The organism is Halodesulfurarchaeum sp. HSR-GB, from assembly GCF_031432215.1.
Lineage (GTDB): Archaea > Halobacteriota > Halobacteria > Halobacteriales > Halobacteriaceae > Halodesulfurarchaeum.
Genome location: NZ_JAVKGN010000001.1, coordinates 374,239 through 393,514 on the forward strand (window position 1 = coordinate 374,239; position 19,276 = coordinate 393,514).

Annotated in this window: 11 protein-coding genes, 1 tRNA gene and 3 rRNA genes; 3 read left to right on the forward strand and 12 right to left on the reverse strand. The window is 63.2% G+C overall.

Going from position 1 to position 19,276, the window contains the following annotated elements:
* Nucleotides 1-90: 90 nt before the first annotated feature.
* A complete protein-coding gene (locus RH831_RS02045) occupies nucleotides 91-834 on the forward strand; it encodes a ribonuclease H-like domain-containing protein (protein ID WP_310552615.1) in 744 nt (247 codons plus the stop codon).
* Here RH831_RS02045 and RH831_RS02050 read toward each other — a convergent pair.
* The 8 genes from RH831_RS02050 to RH831_RS02085 form a co-directional block, all read right to left on the reverse strand.
* The gene (locus RH831_RS02050) at nucleotides 831-3,539 is read right to left on the reverse strand and encodes a TRAP transporter fused permease subunit (protein WP_310552616.1); all 2,709 of its coding nucleotides are present in this window, start codon (nucleotides 3,537-3,539) and stop codon (nucleotides 831-833) included. The two genes, RH831_RS02045 and RH831_RS02050, sit on opposite strands and share 4 nt — an antisense overlap.
* A gap of 5 nt (nucleotides 3,540-3,544) precedes the next feature.
* Nucleotides 3,545-4,042, reverse strand: coding sequence for a DUF1850 domain-containing protein (locus RH831_RS02055; RefSeq protein ID WP_310552617.1), 498 nt, complete (start codon nucleotides 4,040-4,042; stop codon nucleotides 3,545-3,547).
* Between the two features lie 30 nt (nucleotides 4,043-4,072).
* The gene (locus RH831_RS02060; protein WP_070364172.1) at nucleotides 4,073-5,047 is read right to left on the reverse strand and encodes a TAXI family TRAP transporter solute-binding subunit; all 975 of its coding nucleotides are present in this window, start codon (nucleotides 5,045-5,047) and stop codon (nucleotides 4,073-4,075) included.
* Nucleotides 5,048-5,427: 380 nt separating this feature from the next.
* Nucleotides 5,428-5,546: ribosomal RNA gene (gene rrf, locus RH831_RS02065) — 5S ribosomal RNA — on the reverse strand.
* 127 nt (nucleotides 5,547-5,673) lie between these two features.
* Nucleotides 5,674-8,599: ribosomal RNA gene (locus RH831_RS02070) — 23S ribosomal RNA — on the reverse strand.
* A gap of 464 nt (nucleotides 8,600-9,063) precedes the next feature.
* A tRNA-Ala gene (locus RH831_RS02075) sits at nucleotides 9,064-9,135 on the reverse strand.
* 142 nt (nucleotides 9,136-9,277) lie between these two features.
* Nucleotides 9,278-10,749 (reverse strand): 16S ribosomal RNA (locus RH831_RS02080).
* Together the 16S, 23S and 5S rRNA genes with 1 tRNA gene alongside form the textbook arrangement of a ribosomal RNA operon.
* Nucleotides 10,750-11,514: 765 nt before the next feature.
* The gene (locus RH831_RS02085; RefSeq protein ID WP_310552618.1) at nucleotides 11,515-11,829 is read right to left on the reverse strand and encodes a non-histone chromosomal MC1 family protein; all 315 of its coding nucleotides are present in this window, start codon (nucleotides 11,827-11,829) and stop codon (nucleotides 11,515-11,517) included.
* Nucleotides 11,830-12,028: 199 nt separating this feature from the next.
* On the opposite strand from RH831_RS02085, the gene RH831_RS02090 reads away from it, so the two are divergent.
* Complete coding sequence (locus RH831_RS02090) at nucleotides 12,029-12,226, forward strand: AbrB/MazE/SpoVT family DNA-binding domain-containing protein (RefSeq protein ID WP_070364170.1); 198 nt, start codon at nucleotides 12,029-12,031, stop codon at nucleotides 12,224-12,226.
* A 3-nt stretch (nucleotides 12,227-12,229) separates the two neighbouring features.
* Entirely contained in the window at nucleotides 12,230-13,279 is a 1,050-nt protein-coding gene (locus RH831_RS02095) for a quinone-dependent dihydroorotate dehydrogenase (RefSeq protein ID WP_310552619.1), read from the forward strand.
* Here RH831_RS02095 and pheT read toward each other — a convergent pair whose 3' ends face one another.
* From pheT to endA, 4 genes are all read right to left on the reverse strand, one after another.
* Complete coding sequence (gene pheT / locus RH831_RS02100; RefSeq protein ID WP_310552620.1) at nucleotides 13,280-14,995, reverse strand: phenylalanine--tRNA ligase subunit beta; 1,716 nt, start codon at nucleotides 14,993-14,995, stop codon at nucleotides 13,280-13,282.
* A complete protein-coding gene (locus tag RH831_RS02105) occupies nucleotides 14,995-16,503 on the reverse strand; it encodes a phenylalanine--tRNA ligase subunit alpha (protein WP_310552621.1) in 1,509 nt (502 codons plus the stop codon). Before RH831_RS02105 ends, pheT begins: the two co-directional genes overlap by 1 nt.
* Nucleotides 16,504-16,677: 174 nt before the next feature.
* Nucleotides 16,678-18,198 carry a tryptophan--tRNA ligase gene (locus RH831_RS02110; RefSeq protein ID WP_310552622.1) on the reverse strand — a complete coding sequence of 507 codons (1,521 nt, stop codon included), beginning with the start codon at nucleotides 18,196-18,198 and terminating at the stop codon, nucleotides 16,678-16,680.
* Between the two features lie 3 nt (nucleotides 18,199-18,201).
* A complete protein-coding gene (endA, locus tag RH831_RS02115; RefSeq protein WP_310552623.1) occupies nucleotides 18,202-19,257 on the reverse strand; it encodes a tRNA-intron lyase in 1,056 nt (351 codons plus the stop codon).
* Between the last annotated feature and the right edge of the window lie 19 nt (nucleotides 19,258-19,276).

The following is a 19,276-nucleotide window of genomic DNA, read 5'->3' on the forward strand; positions in this document are numbered from 1 at the left end:
CAGTCGATGCTACTCGATTGGAGGGGTTAATCATTGCGGTCCGAATCCGGACCCGCGAAGCTTTTCATCTCCTCAGGTGTAGCTACGGGCGTGCGAATCGAGCAGAGTTACATTCCGGTTCGGGGGGTCGGGGAGAAGACCGAGCGCTCGCTCTGGGCCGAGGGAGCGACCCACTGGGATCGCTTCGACCCCGACTTGCTGGGCGAGAAGACCGGGGCCCGCGTCGAGGACTTCATCGCCCGGGCCGAACCGCGGCTCGAAGCCGGTGAGGCCACCTTCTTTGCCGAACAGTTCCCCGACTCGGCACAGTGGCGGCTCTACGAGAATTTCCGTGAGGAGACGCTGTTCCTGGACATCGAGACCACCGGGCTGGACAAACGGCGAAACGTCGTGACCACAGTCTCGCTTCACCAGGGCGGGGAGACGACGACGCTCGTCCGTGGCCGGGATCTTACCGCCGAGCGGCTTCAGTCACATCTCGAAGACGCCGCACTCTTGAGTACGTTCAACGGCGCGCAGTTCGACGTGCCCTTTCTCGAGACGGCCTTCGACGTCTCCGTCGATCTCCCGCACCTCGATCTCCGATTCCTGAGCCAGCGACTGGGACTGAGCGGCGGGCTCAAGGAGATCGAACGGACAGTCGGTATCGAGCGCGACCGCCCCGACATCTCGGGCCGGGACGCGATTCGGCTCTGGCGGGAGTACGAACGTGGGGATCAGGCCGCCCTGGAGACACTCTGTGAGTACAACCGGGCAGACACCGTCAACCTCCAGACCTTACTTGAAACGGTCGTCGCGCGACTCGACGAACACGTCTGGCCCGAGTCGGTCTAGGCCGTCGATTCCTGCTCCAGGCTCCAGTCCACGCGGCGATTCTGAACGAGGAGGACGACGAACAACACCAGTCCGATCGCCCGAAGCCCGAGGTCAATGGGGGTGGTAACTGGAATGGGGGCCATTCCAACGGCCGTAATACCATCCGAGATCGCCGTCACAAGGAGTCCAGGGGCCATCAAGAGGAGGGAGCTGAGTGCGAATCCGGACCGTTCGAGACGCGTTACCGGCGCGTAGAGGTGGCCGATGACCGTCGCCCCGAGCGCGATCACGCCCAAGAAGAGCCCGAGAACCGGCACGAGCACCTCTGGGATCGAATAGGAGAGATCGAGGAGGTCGGCACTGTTGAGCACCCGGTAGGTCTTATCCGAGTCCGGTACCTCGACCCCGGTTCGCAGGAGCAGGATCCCTGGCGAGAGGATGAAGGCAAAGGGCACGACGGCCTTGTTGAGCGAGAGGGAGAAGGCCTTCACACCGGTTTCGAAGGCATCCGACTGAGCCACGCCCGAAGCGGCGTAGGCCGCAACCGCGACCGGGGGCGTGATGTCGGCGATCACGCCGAAGTAGAGGATGAACAGGTGAGCGGCCAGCTCGGCGATGCCGAACTCGACGAGGGCCGGTCCCAAAAGCGAGACCAGGATGATGTAGGTGACCGTCGTCGGCATCCCCATCCCGAGGATGATCGACGCGACAGCGGTCATGAGCAGCATGAGCACGAGCGAACCTGCAGCCAACTGTGTAATGAGCGAAACCAGGTTCGGTCCGAGCCCGGAGACGCTAATCACACCCGGGATGATCCCGGCTGCCGCGACCGCGATGACCACCGGCACCGCAGTACGTGCGCCCGAATCCATGGCGTTCCCGGTGTAAGCGATGTAGCGGAACAGTTGATTGTCGGCGAGCGAGGGACGACGAACCGCGTTCGACACCGTTCGGGCCGCCGAACCCACGTCGGGGTCCAGGGACAGCAGCGGAGCGCGCATCCCCGGGTGCGTGGCCATCACCAGGAACCCGGCGATGATCGTGTACCAACCCAGGTTGCCGATCACCCGCCCGAAGGCAACCTGTAGGCTCACGCCGCCGAGCGGGCCCGTGATGAGAAGTCCCAGCAGGTCAGTCCCGAAGAGGACAAACGAGACAAATTGGATGCCTGCAACCCCAGCGACGGTCGCCGGAAGCAGGAGCCGAGTCTGGTCGTTGTACGCCGCGACCAGGGCGAGCAGCGCGCCGATCGCGAGGATGGTGAACCAGGCCGAACGGGCGACCGAAAGCCGCTCGATGATGAGATAGTAGAGCAGCAAGAAGAGTGGGACGAGGTAGAACCAGCCCCGCCGAAGATGGTCCCCGACGTTGACGAGTTCACTCTTGTCGAGGCCGCCGACGCCGGCCCGAACCGCTTCGAGGTGGACCATCACCCACACGCCGAAGAAGAACACGATCGCGGGGATCGTCGCCACGACGATGACGTCCGCGAAGGGCGTGGCCGTATACTGGACGATGAGGAACGCAGCCGCGCCCATGACTGGCGGGAGGATCTGGCCACCGGAGGACGCCGCTGCTTCAACCGCGCCCGAGAACTCGGGGTCGTACCCCGAGCGCTTCATGAGCGGAATGGTGAACGTGCCCGTCGTGACCGTGTTGGCGATCGAGGAGCCGGAGATCGTGCCCATGAAGCCACTCGCGAGGATCGAGGCCTTCGCGGGCCCGCCGGTCCGCGTGCCCGTCCCCGCGTACGCGAGGTCGATGAACCACTGGCCGGCCCCGCTTTTCTCCAGGAACGCGCCAAAGAGGATGAAGATGTAGATGAACTGCACCGAGACGGTCACCGGAATCCCGAAAACCCCGTTTTCCGTGTTGAACCACAGGTTCTGGATGATCGACTCCCAGGAGAGATTGGGGATCGAGAGAATACCGACGTAGGCGGCGTCCTGGGGAATGTAGTGGCCCCATCGAGCATAGAGGATGAATACCGCAACGATGAGCATCAGCGGGAGCCCGATCGTCCGCCGAGTGGCCTCCAGAACGAGCAGCACTCCGATGGCGCCGAGAATGAACGCGTACGACATCTCGGCCCCCGGAAGCCCCTGCGCGAACGATTCCAGTAGGGGGATCGTCTCGAAGAGGAGCCGGAAGGGGAACACCTCGTAGTAGGGGCTCCCCGCTCCGAGCCCAAACACACGCATGTTCTGAATCTCGCTGAAGTCCGCGAGGAAGTACATCGCGCTCAGCAGTGCCAAAATCGAGAGAACGACGTCCGCGGGGGTGAGTCGCTCCTGGTCGGGATCGTAGAACGCCCAGTGGAGCAGGCGACGAACCCCATTCTGCACCCGGCTTGCCGGGTTGTCCGTGCCGATCCGGGATCGAATCCCGGCGTCGAGCCGTCCGAGCCACCGGGCGACGAACCCGTCGCCGGTACTCGGCGGATACAGGAGGAAGGTCAAGACGAGTGCGAAGCTCACGTGGATGGCGTTTGCCTGAAGCAACTGGAGGCCAACGAGCCGTACTTCGCCGATGATCGGTAAGGGAAGGTCCCAGTAGAAGCTCTTTGCGGCCAGCATGACCTGGAAGATCGAAAACGAGATCCCCACGGCGGCGACGACGAACCCGAGCCACCCGGTGACAGATCGCTTTTGCTGGAGCTCGTTGATAAGCTCGTCAGTCTCGGGCGGCGATTCTGCGTCGTCGGTTGTCTGGGATTCGCTCATCAGGCTCACCGACCCACGAGGAGTCTTGTTAGGGCCGTGGTTCTGGTTACCCGAATATGCACCGAATTCGCGTCGGCCCGCTCGACCAGATCGTACGTCCGATCACCGACCGTGAGCGTGTGGTTTGCGATCCGCCCCGGCTTGACAGTAATCGTCTGGTAGGTTTTGTCCGGTTCGTACACGAAGACCCCGTCCTCGAGGGTGACGTTCACCCCCGCCGGGAGGCCCCAGCCGTAGGATTCGAACTCCATCCGCGTGTTGGCGAGTGACATCCCCCGGACGGTATACTCGTCGTAAACCCGGCTCTTCTCGACGCTGTGCATGTATTCAAGGCCAACAGTCGTTCCGTTCGACACAGAATCCGCGATGATCACCTCGCCAGAGTCGACTCGTTCGACGACGAGGGTTTTCTGCGCCGGCGTTCCAAGGGCCAGTCCGATCGCTGCGAACACGACGATCGCGACCAGTACCCATCGGCGGACCGACCAGTCAGGCAGGTTCATGCAGCGAAAGCCGTCGGTGGTTCGAGGGCGTTACCCGAAGTACGCCGCTGCGCCCTCGTGCAGCTCGATGGACATGCCGTCCTGGGCGCTCTCCTTGGAGATGAAGTCGGTCTTCGTGGAGAGGGCGTCGACGTTGTCGAAGATAGCCGCGGTCACCGTCTCGACGGCGTCCGCGTCGAGGCCGGATCGGGTCGCGATCATCGCCTGGACGGCGACGGTTTCGACGTCCGACTCGACGCCCGAATAGGTGCCACCAGGGATGGTGTCATCGGCAAACCAGGAGGCCGCGTCCTTGACCGCCGCGCGATTGTCGCCGGCGATGGGGACGATCTCGATGTCGTTCGTGTTCGCGAGGTCCTCGATGGCCCCGACCGGCCACCCACCGACGACGAAGGCGGCGTCCACATCACCGTCACGCAGCTGGTCGGCCGCTTGCCCGAAGGAGGCGTTCTGCTCGTCGAAGTCCTCGATGCCCACTGCCTCGAGGATCTGCAGGGCGTTGACCTGTGTTCCGGACCCGAGGTCCCCCGTGTTGATCGTCTTGCCTTCGAGATCCGACAGCGTCGAGATGCCGGACTCCGCGAGCGTGACGACCGTGATCGTTTCGGGGTACAGTGTCGCGACCCCCTTGAGGTTCTCGACCGGACTGCCGTCGAAGGCGTCGATCCCGGTCCCGTTCTTGGCGAAGTAGGCGATGTCGTTCTGGATCAGCGCGAAGTCGGCGTCACCACTCTGGAGACTGCCGACGTTCTCCACGCTCGCGCCCGTGGACTGGACGTTGAGCGAGTAATCAGTGTTGTCCTCGACAACCGTCTTGAACTCGTTCGAGAGCGGGTAGTAGGTCCCGCTGGTGCCACCTGCGTGCCAGGAGAAACGCGTGGTTTCCTCCTCTTCAGTGGTGGTTCCCTCCCCGTTCTCGCCGTTTCCGGCACAGCCAGCGAGCGCTACCAGGGACGCGCCACCGGCGGCCTGAATGAATCGGCGTCGACTCGTGTTGCGTGTCATACGATAACAGACAATACTGCCTCGCATATATTCTTATCTGTTCATGCTGTCGTTGCGAAATTTGCCAGCCTGACGCTAGTCCTCGGGAAAAACGGACGTGACTAACGCATGACGGATATGCATTCGCCATACACGTCCCTGTGTGGTATAAAAACACATGGCAGCGCCCCAGACGGGACGTCGTGGGGATCGCTGTCGCTCGTCGGTGTTGTACTGTTCGGAGCGACGTGGCCGTCGCTCACGAACGTGATGAATGAAAGGAAATGAATGGTGGCGGCGAACCACCAGTTACAGGCGTCGACAGGATGGTCTCGGGTTCCACCGGGACGGACCCTGCGTGTACTTCCGATTGCACCCCTCGGCCTGCACTTGGCCCCTCGCTAATGCGAGGCAGTTTTCCCAGAGGCTCGCGCACTCCAGTACTCGCCGGAACGCAGGCGGGCTTAACTTCCGTGTTCGGGATGGGTACGGGTGTTTCCCCGCCGCTATGGCCGCCTTAACGCCGATCCGCGGAATCGAACCGCGCCCGGATCAAATCCGGGACACCAGTATCGGTGGTCCTTGACCGTGTGTTACGTGCAATCCAGTTTGCGCCTGAACTCGTCCGTCGAAACGGATGGCGGAATGAATGGTGGCTTCGACCTGTTAGTACTCGCGGGCTAAACACCTCGTTGCCTCGGTGCGCACACCCCGAGTCTATCGAACTCGTCTTCTACGAGTGGTCTCAGCGGTGTCTCTTTTCCGGGTGGGTTTCGGGCTTAGATGCGTTCAGCCCTTACCCCGCGAGGCGTAGCTGCCCGGCATTGCCCTGTTGGACAACCGGTACACCAGTGGCCTCCGTCCATAGTTCCTCTCGTACTATACGGACGTTCCCGTCAGACACCATAGCACCCCCAGTAGATAGCAGCCGACCTGTCTCACGACGGTCTAAACCCAGCTCACGACCTCCTTTAATAGGCGAACAACCTCACCCTTGCCCGCTTCTGCACGGGCAGGATGGAGGGAACCGACATCGAGGTAGCAAGCCACTCGGTCGATATGTGCTCTTGCGAGTGACGACTCTGTTATCCCTAAGGTAGCTTTTCTGTCATCAATGGCCCGCATCAAGCAGGCTCATTGGTTCGCTAGACCACGCTTTCGCGTCAGCGTCCGTTGTTGTGCCGGACACTGTCAGGATACCTTATGCTCTTGCACTCTTTTCCGGGTCTCCGACCCGAATGAGGTATCCTTTGGGCACGCTCGATATCTTTTCGAGCGTGTACCGCCCCAGTCAAACTGCCCGGCTACCGGTGTCCTCCTCCCGGAGTGAGGGTCACAGTCACTGACGGGTAGTATTTCACTGCTGCCTCGGTGGCCTGCTAGCGCAGGTACCTGTGTGACGGCTCCTACCTATGCTGCACATCAGCGACCGTGTCCCAGCGACAGCCTGCAGTAAAGCTCTATAGGGTCTTCGCTTCCCCCTGGGGGACTCCAGACTCCGCACTGGAACGTACGTTTCACCGGGCCCAACGTTGGGACAGCGAGGCTCTCGTTGATCCATTCATGCAAGCCGCTACTGAAGCGGCAAGGTACTACGCTACCTTAAGAGGGTCATAGTTACCCCCGCCGTTAACGGGTCCTTCGTCCTATTGTACTAGGTGTTCAGATACCCGCACTGGGCAGGATTCAGTGACCGTACGAGTCCTTTCGGATTTGCGGTCACCTATGTTGTTACTAGACAGTCGGAGCCTCCTGGTCTCTGCGACCTGCCCAATTGCTGGGCAGGCACCCCTTATCGCGAACTTACGGGGCTAAATTGCCGAATTCCCTAACGTCGGTTGTTCCCGACAGGCCTTGGCCTTCTCAGCCAGGGCACCTGTGTCGGTGCTCGGTACGGACATCATACTCGTCTTTTCACGGGCCCTAGGTAAGGCCGAGTTTCCCTATCCCGCCGTTCACCCGCTTCGTGCCATTACGGCTTCCACGGGCTTTGGCGGTTCGACTGGGCAGAGCCCAGCTCGACCGACCCCAAGGCGTCGACTTTCACTGTATGATGGCACGGGAATATTAACCCGTTTACCGCTCGTGTTATTCGAGTTGCGATAACACTGAGGACCGGCTAACCCTCGGCTGACGAACAGTGCCGAGGAACCCTTTCCCTTTCGGCCGTCGAGATTCTCACCCGACTTTCGCTGCTACTACGACCAGGATCTTCTTCTCTATTCGGTCCATGCGAGCTCTCGCCCGTACTTCCGCCCGAACAGAGTGCCAACCTACGCAATCGGAGTGTGAACTCCGTGGCTAGGTCTCGGTGGCAGACTTGAGCCCCGATCATTTTGGGCGCCCCGAACCTCGGCCGGTGAGCTGTTACGCTTTCCTTGGAGGGTAGCTGCTTCTAAGCTCACCTCCCGGCTGTCTGTGGCTCGGGACCACCTTTGATCTTACACTTAGCCTGCACTTGGGGACCTTAACCCAGCTCTGGGTTGTCTCCCTCACGGTCCACAGGCTTACCCCGCAGACCGGACTCCCTGCGTCGACAGCGTCCGTAGGTTTGGAGTTTGACAGCGGAGCCGACTCCTCTCGGAGGCGGTCTCCGCAATCGGTCGCTCTACCCCACGAACTACCTCGGCAGAGGTCATGCTTCGACATGTTTCGGTTGGAACCAGCTGTTGCCGGACTCGATGGGCCTTTCACCCCTACACGCAAATCACGGGAGGGTATTGTAAGACACCAACCCTAACAGGCCTCCACATAGCTTTCGCCATGCTTCACCTTGTTTGCGCGTAGATCGTCCGGTTTCGGGTCGTACCCGTTTGACTCCCCGCCCTTGAAGACGGCGGCCCTGGATCGGTAACCCGATCTGCGGCCATGTCGGTTTCCCTATGCCTTCCTGGATACTCCAGTTAGACTCGCCAAACAGGTACACTCCCTGGCTCGTTTTTCAAAACGCACGACTCGACACCGGCTCCTCGTTGGTCCTACTGTGGACTCTCGTCCAGCTCGTTCCCGACGAGGCCTTTTGTGCCCAGTCGCTCTATAACCATCTGATTTCAGGCCCTATTTCACCCCCCGTTGGAGGGTACTTTTCAGCGTTCGCTCGCGCTACTTGTTCGCTATCGGTCTCGGAGAGTACTTAGCCTTGGCAGTCGATGCCTGCCTCGTTCACGAGGGAATTCCAACCCCCGCTACTCCGGTACTGGCGCACGCCGTAAAGGACTGTGATACGGGGCTTTCACCCTGTCTCGCGCTCCATTTCAGGAGACTTCACACAGACGTTCAGGCGATGAGAGCCAGCCCACACACCACATTGCCCCGAAGGGCTTCGGTTTGGGCTATGCCGCCTTCACTCGCGGTTACTAACGGCGTCTCGTTACGATTTCTCTTCCTGTCCGTACTAAGATGTTTCAATTCCGGACGTTCCCCATTGCGCGTGGCAATTGCGGTGGGGATTCCCATTCGGAGATCCTGAGTTCTTGGCCTCCGTGCGGCTCCCTCAGGCTTATCGCAGCTTGGCACGTCCTTCGTCGGCATCCGAGCCGAGCCATTCACCAGATGGCGTAGCAGCCAAATGGCTGGACCACAGTTCCGTCGAAACGGAACCGTGACCCAATGATGATTACGTTCCCGTCAAACGGGTCGTAATCGATGGCGGACCACAGTTCCGTCGAAACGGAACTGTCGTCCAATGTTGATTACGCCCCCGTTGGAACGGGTCGTAATCGATGGGATCACAAAACCGTCGAAACGGAAACTGTGATCCAATGTTGGAATGCTCGTTCGGCGAACCGAACAAGCAATCCGATGATACCGCTCGTCCGTTCAAAACGGACGAGTCCAGTGAGCGCCTGGATTGCACGTACACACGGTCGTCATTGCACGCCCCCGTGGTGGGAAGTTCACACTGATGAACTTCCGTGTCGGGTGGCGAACTCGACCCTTCCCACCCGCGCTTTTGCGGGGTGGTGCATCAGTCGTTCGGGGTCGTTCGTTTCGTCGTGTCCCACTTAAGGGACACGATTCGACGTCCGAACCCGGGATGGACCCACTGGGATTCGAACCCAGGGCCTCCGCCTTGCAAAGGCGGCGCTCTCCCACTGAGCTATGGGCCCGCCTCCCTCTCGGGAGCGGTGTGGTGTTAGCCTTGATGGTTTGTTGGTGTCCGGTCGGGCACGATCGCGTGGCCCGGAATGGACCTGACGGATGTCAGGTCCGACTCTGTGGTGGGCCTGGCGGATGCCAGGTCCCGTTCGTTGGAGGTGATCCAGCCGCAGATTCCCCTACGGCTACCTTGTTACGACTTAAGCCCCCTTGCGGAGCCCAGATTCGACCACCGAATAGTGGCCTCATCCGAACCCCACTCGGGTGCTTTGACGGGCGGTGTGTGCAAGGAGCAGGGACGTATTCGCCGCGCGCTTCTGACACGCGACTACTACCGAATCCAGCTTCATGAGGGCGAGTTTCAGCCCTCAATCCGAACTACGACCGAGTTTCGGAGATTAGCGCCCCCTCTCGGGGTTGCATCCCACTGTCTCGGCCATTGTAGCCCGCGTGTTGCCCAGCACATTCGGGGCATACTGACCTACCGTTGCCCGTTCCTTCCTCCGCTTTAGCAGCGGCAGTCCCCCTAGTGTACCCAGCCATCACGTGGATGCTGCTGGCAACTAAGGGTGCGGGTCTCGCTCGTTGCCTGACTTAACAGGACGCCTCACGGTACGAGCTGACGGCGGCCATGCACCTCCTCTCAGCAGCTCGGGTAAGGTCATTAACCTGACCGTCATTACTGCTGTCGGTGCTGGTGAGATGTCCGGCGTTGAGTCCAATTAAACCGCAGGCTCCTCCGGTTGTAGTGCTCCCCCGCCAATTCCTTTAAGTTTCATCCTTGCAGACGTACTTCCCAGGCGGTCCGCTTCACGGCTTCCCTACGGCACAACGCAGGCTCGTAGCCTGCGTCACACCTAGCGGACATCGTTTACGGCCAGGACTACCCGGGTATCTAATCCGGTTCGAGACCCTGGCTTTCGTCCCTCACTGTCGGATCCGTCTTCCCGAGGCGCTTTCGCCACAGGTGGTCCGTCCAAGATTACAGGATTTCACTCCTACCCTGGACGTACCCCTCGGGTCTTCCGGTCCCAAGCCGGACAGTTTCCGCTGGACGCCCGCACGTTAAGCGTGCGGATTTCCCAACGGACTTGTCCGGCCAGCTACGGACGCTTTAGGCCCAATAATATCGGCCATCACTTGGGCTGCCGGTATTACCGCGGCGGCTGGCACCGGTCTTGCCCAGCCCTTCTTCCTGTACCACCTTACGGTACAGAAAAGCGAGGGCTCTATGCCCTCGCACTCGGAGTCCCCCTATCGCACTGTCGTGCAGTGTAAAGGTTTCGCGCCTGCTGCGCCCCGTAGGGCCCGGAATCTTGTCTCAGATTCCGTCTCCGGGCTCTTGCTCTCACAACCCGTACCGATTATGGGCACGGTGGGCCGTTACCCCACCGTCAACCTAATCGGCCGCAGCCGCATCCTGTGGCGCCGTAACGTTTCCAGCTCCCCACATTCCAGTGAGGGAGCGTTACCCGGAATTATCCTCAGTTTCCCGAGGTTATTCCGGTCCACAGGGTAGCTTGGCCACGTGTTACTGAGCTTTTCGCCACGGGTCTAAACCCGTGCAACTAGCATGGCTAAATCGGACTCCGATAGCAATGGCCTCCGGCAGGATCAACCGGAATGTTGCCGGGGAAAACCCCGGCGGCCAGAGAGAGTCACTCTGGTTGGCGGGTATCGGTAGGCCACGACGAACGTGGCCGACCGGATATCACCAAACCATCAAGGCTAACATCAGATCCCATCTGTACGGCGGACCGCAGGGGTGGAATCCTCATTTCCTTCGGACCCGTATGTTGTCGACGACAGGCCTTAAGCCCATCGAAGGGGTCCGACAACGATGGTCGAAACCATCGAAGCCGATGCCGAACGTAGATCCGTCACCAGAATGGCTTGGACCGACGGCGATCGGGTGGCGGACTGGCACTCCTGCCATCCGCCGAACGCATTATACCCGAATCGCCGGGTAGTACATAAGGGCATCGAACCGGACCGAGTCCGGCTCGATGTCGGCATCGTACATCAGTGGCGCCAGTCACCTGGGCCACCTCATCTTCACATCACATCCGAAGCCCGGGGTACAGAAAAGCCCGTCGAACCGAAGGCGGTTCGGGAGGGTGTTTCATGGCAGGACGGCGGCGGGATCGACACCCTCTTCCGGGTGCATCGAGCCGGCCGGCGAGCGGGCCACACGGAGCCGTTCTGCCCTGCTCGAGCCGGGGGCTCGCAGAGAAATCAGCAGAAGCCGACGCTCATTCGAGCGGTTACTCGTGGAATGAATGTCGCGCGGCTGGAGGACGGCCGGTCATCCCGCGTTCGTACGCCTGGTCGGGCCGTGTGTGTCCGCGCAGGTGTCTTTCGGACGACGGCCGGGTATGCGTTTCGAGTTCTCAGACCTCTTCGAGGTGTTCGATACCTTTCTTCGAGACGTTACCCTTGGTGATCTGCTGGGGCATCCAGTCCGGCGAGTCCTCGGGGGATGTCTCCTCCCACGCCCAGGCCTCGTAGATGTGGACCTTGTCCGTGCCCTTCTCCCGGAGGCGGATCTCCACCCGCGGGGCCGACTCCTCGGACTCACCCACGTCGGAGAGTCGCCTGGCGGCCTTCTTGGCAGCCTGCCGCGGCGTGTTGCCGCTGAAAACACTCGGTTCCGATCCGTCACTCTCTCGAAGGGCGAAGTTCCGCTTGCCGTCCTCTCGTACCATTGTTGTGTCCCATGCGAACCCAACACAAGAGTGTGGTATAAATATACCGGCGATTCCGGCCCGAATCCGGGGGCTGTCGGCACGTTTTCACCCCGCGAACGCGATTTCAGCTGGACTGGCCGACCGCGACAGGGTCGACCGGCGCCACTCGGAAGAACTTAAGTAGACGGTGCGGCGAAGGTCCGGATAAGACATCGAGATGGTTCGAAAGAAGACGCTCAGCCCGTCTGGAGCGAAGGGAGAGGATGGGGACTACCACAACGCACACGTGAACCTCCACGAGGACGAACTGGCCGTCGCCGGCCTCGAGATCGGTGACGAGGTCTTCGTCCGGGTGCGCGAGGACAAGATCATCATTCAGAAAGCCGACCCCGAAGACGTGGAACACGACTTCTAGGGCATGTACCGACTCGCCCGCAACCTGCTTTTCACGCTCCCACCCGAGACGGCCCACGAGACCGTGGTGACCGCACTCCGGGCGGCACAGCACGGCCCCATCCTCGACGCGCTCGGGAGCCACCTGATCGTCGAGGACCCGCGCCTGGAAACCACCGCTTTCGGCCTCGACTTCCCGAACCCCGTCGGGGTCGCCGCCGGCTTCGACAAGAACGCCCGCATCCCGGAGACCCTGGGCGCACTCGGCTTCGGGCACGTGGAGATCGGCGCGGTCACGCCCGAGGGACAGGCCGGCAACCCGCGACCACGCCTCTTCCGGCTCCCCGAGGACAAGGCGATCGTCAACCGGATGGGATTCAACAACGCGGGCGCGGACGCGATCGCCGCCCGTCTGGCTGGCCACAGTCCGACAGTGCCGATCGGAGCCAACCTGGGCAAGAACAAGGAGACGCCGCTCGAATCGGCCGCCGAGGACTACCTGACCGTCTACGAAAAGCTCGCACCGCACGCCGACTTCTTCGTCGTGAACGTCTCCAGCCCCAACACACCAGGCTTACGCGATCTGCAGGACCGTGAGCCACTCGAAAACATCCTCTCGAAGCTCGTGGAGGCGGGCGCACAGCCACTGCTGGTGAAACTCTCGCCGGACCTCCACGAGGAGGCGATCGCCGAGGTCATCGACCTGGCCGAATCGGTCGGCCTCGACGGGATCGTGGCGACGAACACGACCATCAAGCGACCGAACAGTCTCACCAGCCCGAACGCCGCAGAAGCGGGCGGGCTCTCGGGCGCACCGATCAGGGATCGCGCGACGGCGACGATCCGGTTCGTCGCCGAGCGGACTGACCTCCCCGTCGTGGGCGTCGGGGGCATCTTCGACGCCGCGGATGCCTACGAGAAGATCCGGGCCGGCGCGGACCTCGTGCAACTCTACACCGGCTTCATCTATCAGGGACCGACCGTCGCCCGCGACATCAACCGTGGCCTCCTCGATCGGCTCGAAACCGACGGGTTCGACAGTATCCAGGACGCAGTTGGCGCGGACCTCGACTAGCTATTTGAGCGCCCCGAGTTCGAACTCGAAACCAGCCACCGGGACCTCCAGGTCGTGCTCGACGAGCACCGCCGGATGGAGTTCGCCGATAACACCCACCGAATCCCCGTCGAGGCGGATTTCGGCCACCCGCCCGTCGATGAAGCTCGGATGCTCCGTCGCCGGCGTCGCCAGGTCCACGCCGAAGTGATCCGCGAGCACCTGGAGGCGGCCCTTCGCGTCCTCGTAGGTCGCTTCAGGACCGGCCAGCACGGCCGCGACCGAGCGCCCCTCGGCCACGTTCGTGACCGTCGAAGAGTCGACCTGCGCAACGAAGCCGATCTCGGAGAGGTGCTGTGGGTAGGAGCGATGGGTGTTGTTCTCCAGCACCTGCATGAGCGAGGGGAGCGCCCAGGTCCGCAGGTGGGTGAAGTCCTCGCTGTAGGACTCGATGAGCCGCGGTGGCTCACCGGCCCCGAAGGCGTCTGCCTCCCGGTCGAGGCCCATCCGGTCGAATAGCTCCCGATCGCTCGTGAGGTTGAAGTTCAGCAGATCCTCGAACCCGAGGCCGACCAGCAGGTCTCGGACGGCTTCCTCGTGACGCGAGGCCTCGGTTCGCCCCCCGACAGTACTCACGTCGGGGTACCGCGGAACGAGGTTGTTGAAGCCATACGCCCGGCCCACGTCGTCGATCAGGTCCACCGGGTGGAGCACGTCGACCCGGTAGGGCGGGATCGAGACCTCGTACTCGCGTCGACCGTCGACGCTCCGTTCCGTGGCGATCTCCAGTCCGGCGCGATCGATCAGGTCGTGCAGTTCCTCGGGTGAGAGCGAGAGACCGAGCGTGTCCTCGACCGCCTCGTGTGTGAGTGTCTTCTGTGAGAGCGAGAGATCCGGCCGGACCACGCTTCGGTCCGGATAATCCACGGTCACCGACTCGACCTGCCCACCCCGGGCATCCAGCGCGTAGACCATGATGGCGAGCATCTTGTCGATGGTCCACTGGTCGGTCCCAGTCATCTCGATGAACAGGTCACGGGATTCCGTCGAGACCTCCGTGCGCCGGCCGTTGATGACCGGCGGGAAACTGAACAGCCCGATGTCGTCGTAGATCGCCGGGTAGCGCTCGTAGTCGGTCACCAGATCGGCGTACTCCCGCCCCGTCGAGTGGTCGGTCAGGACCTGTGCAGGGGTCATCTCGGCGTCGCTGTCGAGGGGCACGAAGCGGTCGCCCGCGGGCTCGACACCCTGATAGCGGATGGACTTCCCCGCTCCGCCGTCGGCGGGCGCGCCCTTCAGCATCGTCAGATCGTGGACGCCGATCGCGCCCTTGGCGCGCTTGCGACCCATCGTGGCGTGGAGCTTCTCCTGGAGCTGGATGATCGCCTCCAGGTCGGTCTCGTCCAGGTCCAGTCCGCGGACGATCGCTCCCGTGACGTAGGGGCGCTCCTCGGGCACGCTCTCGGCCACCTCGATCGTCCACTCGGGGTCGTTCGTGTCCGGCACGTAGATCCCGCTCAGGTCCCCGTACTGGTAGCGAAGCGAGCGGGCGATCCCGGTGATCGAGAGCCGATCCAGCCGGTCGGCCTCGAACTCCAGGCGGAGTTTGCCGTCCTCGGTCTCGCCCTCGTACTCGATTCCGAGGCCGAACAGGTCGTCTTTGAGTTCGTCGTCGGTCTTCTCGGTGCGGCCGGTCAGGTCCCGAAGTTCGTCGGGATCCACATCGACGACCGGCATCAGTACTCCACCTCCACGCCGCGAAGGAAGTCGAGATCGACGAGTGTCCCGTGGACGTCCCGGATGTCCTCGAAGCCGGTGATGAGCATGAGCAAGCGTTCGAGTGCCAGCCCCCAGGCCATCACGTCGGCCTCGACCCCCAGGGGTTCGAGCATCTCCGGCCGGAAGATCCCGCTGTTGCCGATCTCGATGAGTTCGTCGGTCTCCGGATGCCGCCCGAACAACTCGAAACTCGGCTCCGTATACGGGTTATAGGTGGGCTTGAATCGGAGGTCGGTGATGCCGAACTGGCTGTAGAACTCCCGGAAGGTCCCCATCAGATCACGAACCGTGAGGTCCTCGGCCATCACCCACCCCTCGATCTGGAAGAACTCCAGGAGGTGGGTCGCATCGAGGGTGTCGTTCCGGTAGGCCTTCTCGACGCTGAAGTACCGCTGGGGCGGTTCGAGCTCCCCGACCTGTTCGCCCGAGAGGTAGCGAGCCGAGAGCGAGGTGGTGTGGCCCCGGAGCGCCAGTTCGGCGGCGAAGTCCCGGCTCCACGGCGAGTGATACCCTTCGCCGTCCTCGCCGACGCCCTCGCGATGGGCGCGCTCGACTCGCTCCAGCAGGTCCTCGGGCAACTCGTCGATCCGTCGCGGGTTCTCCAGGGCAAAGCGGTCCCAGTGGGTCCGGGCCGGGTGGTCCTGGGGCATGAACAGACAGTCGTTGATCCAGAAGTCCGCGTCGACGTGTGGCCCGGCCATCTCCTGGAAGCCCATTCCCACGAGCACCTCCTTCACGCGCTTTGCGGTCTGCCGGAGCACGTGCCGTTTGCCCGGCGTGGGTGTCTCCGCGGCGGCCTCCACGTTGTACTCGGCGAAGGTCACCTCCTCCCACTCCCCGGATTGCAAGTGGGCCGGCGTGAGTCGGTCGACCCGCTCGGTGGCCTCGACGCCCGCCATGAGTTCGGTCACGCCCGCCTCGGTCAGCGTCACTGCCCGCCGGGTGCGTTCGGTGACCTCGATCAGGTTCCGGGACGCCAGGCGATCACGCAGGGACTCCTCGGCGAGTGACTCGCCCGCAGCCAGTCGCTTCAGTGCCTGGGCCTCCTCGTCGTCGGCCGGATCGGCCCCGGGCGTCGCGGAAAGCTGCCCCGAGTCGATGTGGCCATACCCCTTCCGGGCGAAGTTCGAGAGCGCGATGTCGACCGCCGGGCCGTCGAGGGCGGCCGCGCCAAGCACCTCGCCCATCGGAACGGGTTCGTCCCCGGCCCCGGCCTCGATTGCGGCCTCGTAGAGCCGAACCTCGGGCAGGCCGTCCGCGGCGTAGGTCGCCCCCTCCTCGGTGAGCGTGACCTGGGTCTCGGTGCGGTCGGTCACGGAGAGCAGCCCCGTCTCTTCCAGGGCGAAGGCCGCGCCCGTGACGGTTTCCGGTTTTTCCTCGAGCTGTGCGGCGAGATCGTCGATGTCGGTCGGTTCGTCGGCGCTCGCCGCTTCGAGCACCGCGACCTGGATTGGTGGGAGTTTCATCGTCTGGAAAGTCTCATGGGGTCGAAGCGGACAGTTCTCAGGCCCCGAAAAAGAAACCGAATCCCGGGCAGACCGAGTGGTCACCGGCGTGCTGTGCCCCGCTCGTGGATTCGGCGAGCATGGGCGTGAGTGTCACGAGCAGAGCTAAAAACGTTGCGAAGCGCAGCCTCCCGATCAGATCCGATCGGGCCGGACGTCGATCTCCAGATCCTCCAGGACCGGGCGCATCTCCTCGCGGCGCTCCTGGTGGTCGGCCAAAAACGTCTCCATCTCCTCGGCCGCCTCGGCCTTGCAGGCCCCACAGAGACGTTCGCCGGCCGTACACTCCTCGTAGACCCGCTCGGCGTAGGAATCGTCGTCCCCCGCCAGGAGGTAGGCGTACAGCTCGTAGATCGGACACTCGTCGGGCCGCCCACCCAACTCGCGCTGTTCCGCGGCGGTCTCCCGCCCACCGGTCGTCCCGGATCGAACCTTATCCGCGCCCGCCTCGGGGTCGTCGAGGAGGCTGATGTGACTGGCCGGGATCGAGGAGGACATCTTCCCACCGGTGAGCCCGGTCATGAAGCGGTGATAGATCGAGGAGGGGCGGATGAAGCCATAGCCGCCGTTCTCGACCTCGATTTCGCGGGCCAGGCGCTCGGCCGCCTCGTGGTCGAGATCGAAGGCATCGACGTGCTCGTCGTACACCCGCTTCTCGCCGTCGATGGCCTCGATGAGTGCCTCGAAGGCGGCTTCGGTCGCGTTCCGGTCGAGGAATCGTACCCGGGGCCGGAGCGGCTCCTGACCGGCGGACTGGAGCTTCTCGATGGCCCCGGCCAGTCCCGGCTGATCGGCTTCACCATACGTTTCCAGCCAGTCCGCAGCGTCGCCACACCGGACCGGGTCGTCTTCCACCGCCTCGTAGGCGGCTTCGACGTGGGCCAGTTCCGCCGGATCGGCCTCGAAGCTGGCATACGCGGTCGTCACGCCGAAGTACCGCATTCGAGTCGCCAGATCGCGGGCCAGGCGGATGTGTGGGTCCTGGTCCGGGCCGACCGGGATGACGGTGGGCTTCGGGGACTCCAGTTGCGGGTAGAGGATGTCCGCCATCTGGGTGACGACACTCTGCATGTGTGAGACGTCGGTCTCGCCGTCGAAGCCGTAGATCGCCCCCAATTCGGAGAAGTTGGTCTCGATCCCCAGTTCGAAGGCCAGGTCCTGGACCTCGCGGTGCTCGGACTGCCGATAGAGGGTCCCCTCCTCGGGGTCAAAGCCAAAGGCCAGAAGCGAGAGCAGGTAGTCCTCGGCGTGCTCGTCGATCTCGTCCCAGGAGAGCCCGCGAGCGCTGTGGGCCTCCAGATCGGCGATGAGGGCGTAGGTGTCCCCGCCCTGCTTTTGGTGCCAGATGAGTTCATCGAAGACGAGTTTGTGCCCGATGTGGGGGTCGCCGGTCGGCATGAACCCCGAGAGCGCGGCGAAGGGTTCGTCCTCGCGCATGGCCTCGATCACGCGGTCGTAGTCCCGGTGCCCGAAGATGATCGCCCGCCGCATCAGGTAGTGGGGAGTCGGGACCGACGGCAGAAGCTCCTCGAAGGCCTCGATGCCGAACTCCTCGAACAGCGCACGGTAGTCCGCGATCGTGGAGGAGCCCCACGGGTCGAGTGCGACCGAGTCCGCGCCGGCGGCAGCGTCCTCCGGAGTTGTGTCCTCTGTCATGGTTCAGGGCGTCAGGCGGCCCACGGCGAGCCACCGTGTCGTGTCCCCGTTTTCCCCGTCGAGGCCAAATACCATTCGCTTCCTGACCCCGTGGGCCATCCGCACGTCCAGCGCGAGATCTCGCGGCCCGAAGACGTGATCGCGGGGCCGGGCCCGGACCAGAAACTCCGAGTGCCCGAGTTCCGAGGCCGATTCGACGGTCCGGTAGACCCGGAAGTCCGCGCCGAATTTGAAGCCGGTTCGGGGGACCGCTCCCTGGTCACGCAAGGTGCGATAGACCCGGAGCCGACGGTCGAAGCGCTCGCCCTCGACAGCCCGCCCCCGTTCGAGGAGCGCCTCCACACCCCCGCCCCCCTCCAGGGTGAGCACCCCACGAGCCGCGAGGTCAGCCGCTTCGAGCAACGAGAGGTGCAACACGTCGTGGTTCGCGCCCCGACCCGCGAGTGGCTGGCCGTAAAACCCGTCCTCGTACAGCGACTCGGGTGGGTCCCACACCAGCACGCGATCGTCGAGGAGGGTTCCGGCTGCGTGCTCGGGGGCGTCGAAGGTCGTCTCCCCGCCCGGATCGAAATCCTCGACGGCCAGATAGGTCAGATCACCCTCCTCGTCGACGATCGCGTACACGCCCGGTTCGAGGGTCACAGCCTCGATCTCGGCGCGTTCGCCGTAGACCGTCACCCGATAGGCGATCTCGCCGTCGCCGGGGCCGCTCCCCCGTGGGTAGACGACGAAGTCAGGCCCGTCGGAAGCGGTCACTGCCGGGTCGGCGTCCGGAACCCACCCCTCGCGGGCGGGCGAGAGGTAGAACCCCCGATCCCGCAGATCGACGTACACCAGAAACCGGGGGCCAAAGCCGGGCCCGCGGGCGGTCAGGAACTCGCGGAAGCCCTGGCCGTCGACGGTGTCGAGATCCCCCCGGTAGAGGAGGTGAGCGGCCTCGACGGGTGCGAGTGCGATCTCGTTCCCCGTGAGCGGCCGGCCGTAGCCACGCGAGTCGAAAAAGCGCTGTCGCGCGTCCCCACCGACGTGTACCTCGCCATCGGAAAGCGTGGCGTCCATACCGGGGACTCGGTCGGGC

Coding starts and splice junctions, on each gene's coding strand:
- RH831_RS02085 (WP_310552618.1), bottom strand. CDS start 11,829: ATGGTACGAGAGGACGGCAAGCGGAACTTCGCCCTTCGAGAGAGTGAC.
- RH831_RS02110 (WP_310552622.1), bottom strand. CDS start 18,198: ATGACAGAGGACACAACTCCGGAGGACGCTGCCGCCGGCGCGGACTCG.
- RH831_RS02050 (WP_310552616.1), bottom strand. CDS start 3,539: ATGAGCGAATCCCAGACAACCGACGACGCAGAATCGCCGCCCGAGACT.
- RH831_RS02090 (WP_070364170.1), top strand. CDS start 12,029: ATGGTTCGAAAGAAGACGCTCAGCCCGTCTGGAGCGAAGGGAGAGGAT.
- RH831_RS02095 (WP_310552619.1), top strand. CDS start 12,230: ATGTACCGACTCGCCCGCAACCTGCTTTTCACGCTCCCACCCGAGACG.
- RH831_RS02105 (WP_310552621.1), bottom strand. CDS start 16,503: ATGAAACTCCCACCAATCCAGGTCGCGGTGCTCGAAGCGGCGAGCGCC.
- pheT (WP_310552620.1), bottom strand. CDS start 14,995: ATGCCGGTCGTCGATGTGGATCCCGACGAACTTCGGGACCTGACCGGC.
- RH831_RS02055 (WP_310552617.1), bottom strand. CDS start 4,042: ATGAACCTGCCTGACTGGTCGGTCCGCCGATGGGTACTGGTCGCGATC.
- RH831_RS02060 (WP_070364172.1), bottom strand. CDS start 5,047: ATGACACGCAACACGAGTCGACGCCGATTCATTCAGGCCGCCGGTGGC.
- endA (WP_310552623.1), bottom strand. CDS start 19,257: ATGGACGCCACGCTTTCCGATGGCGAGGTACACGTCGGTGGGGACGCG.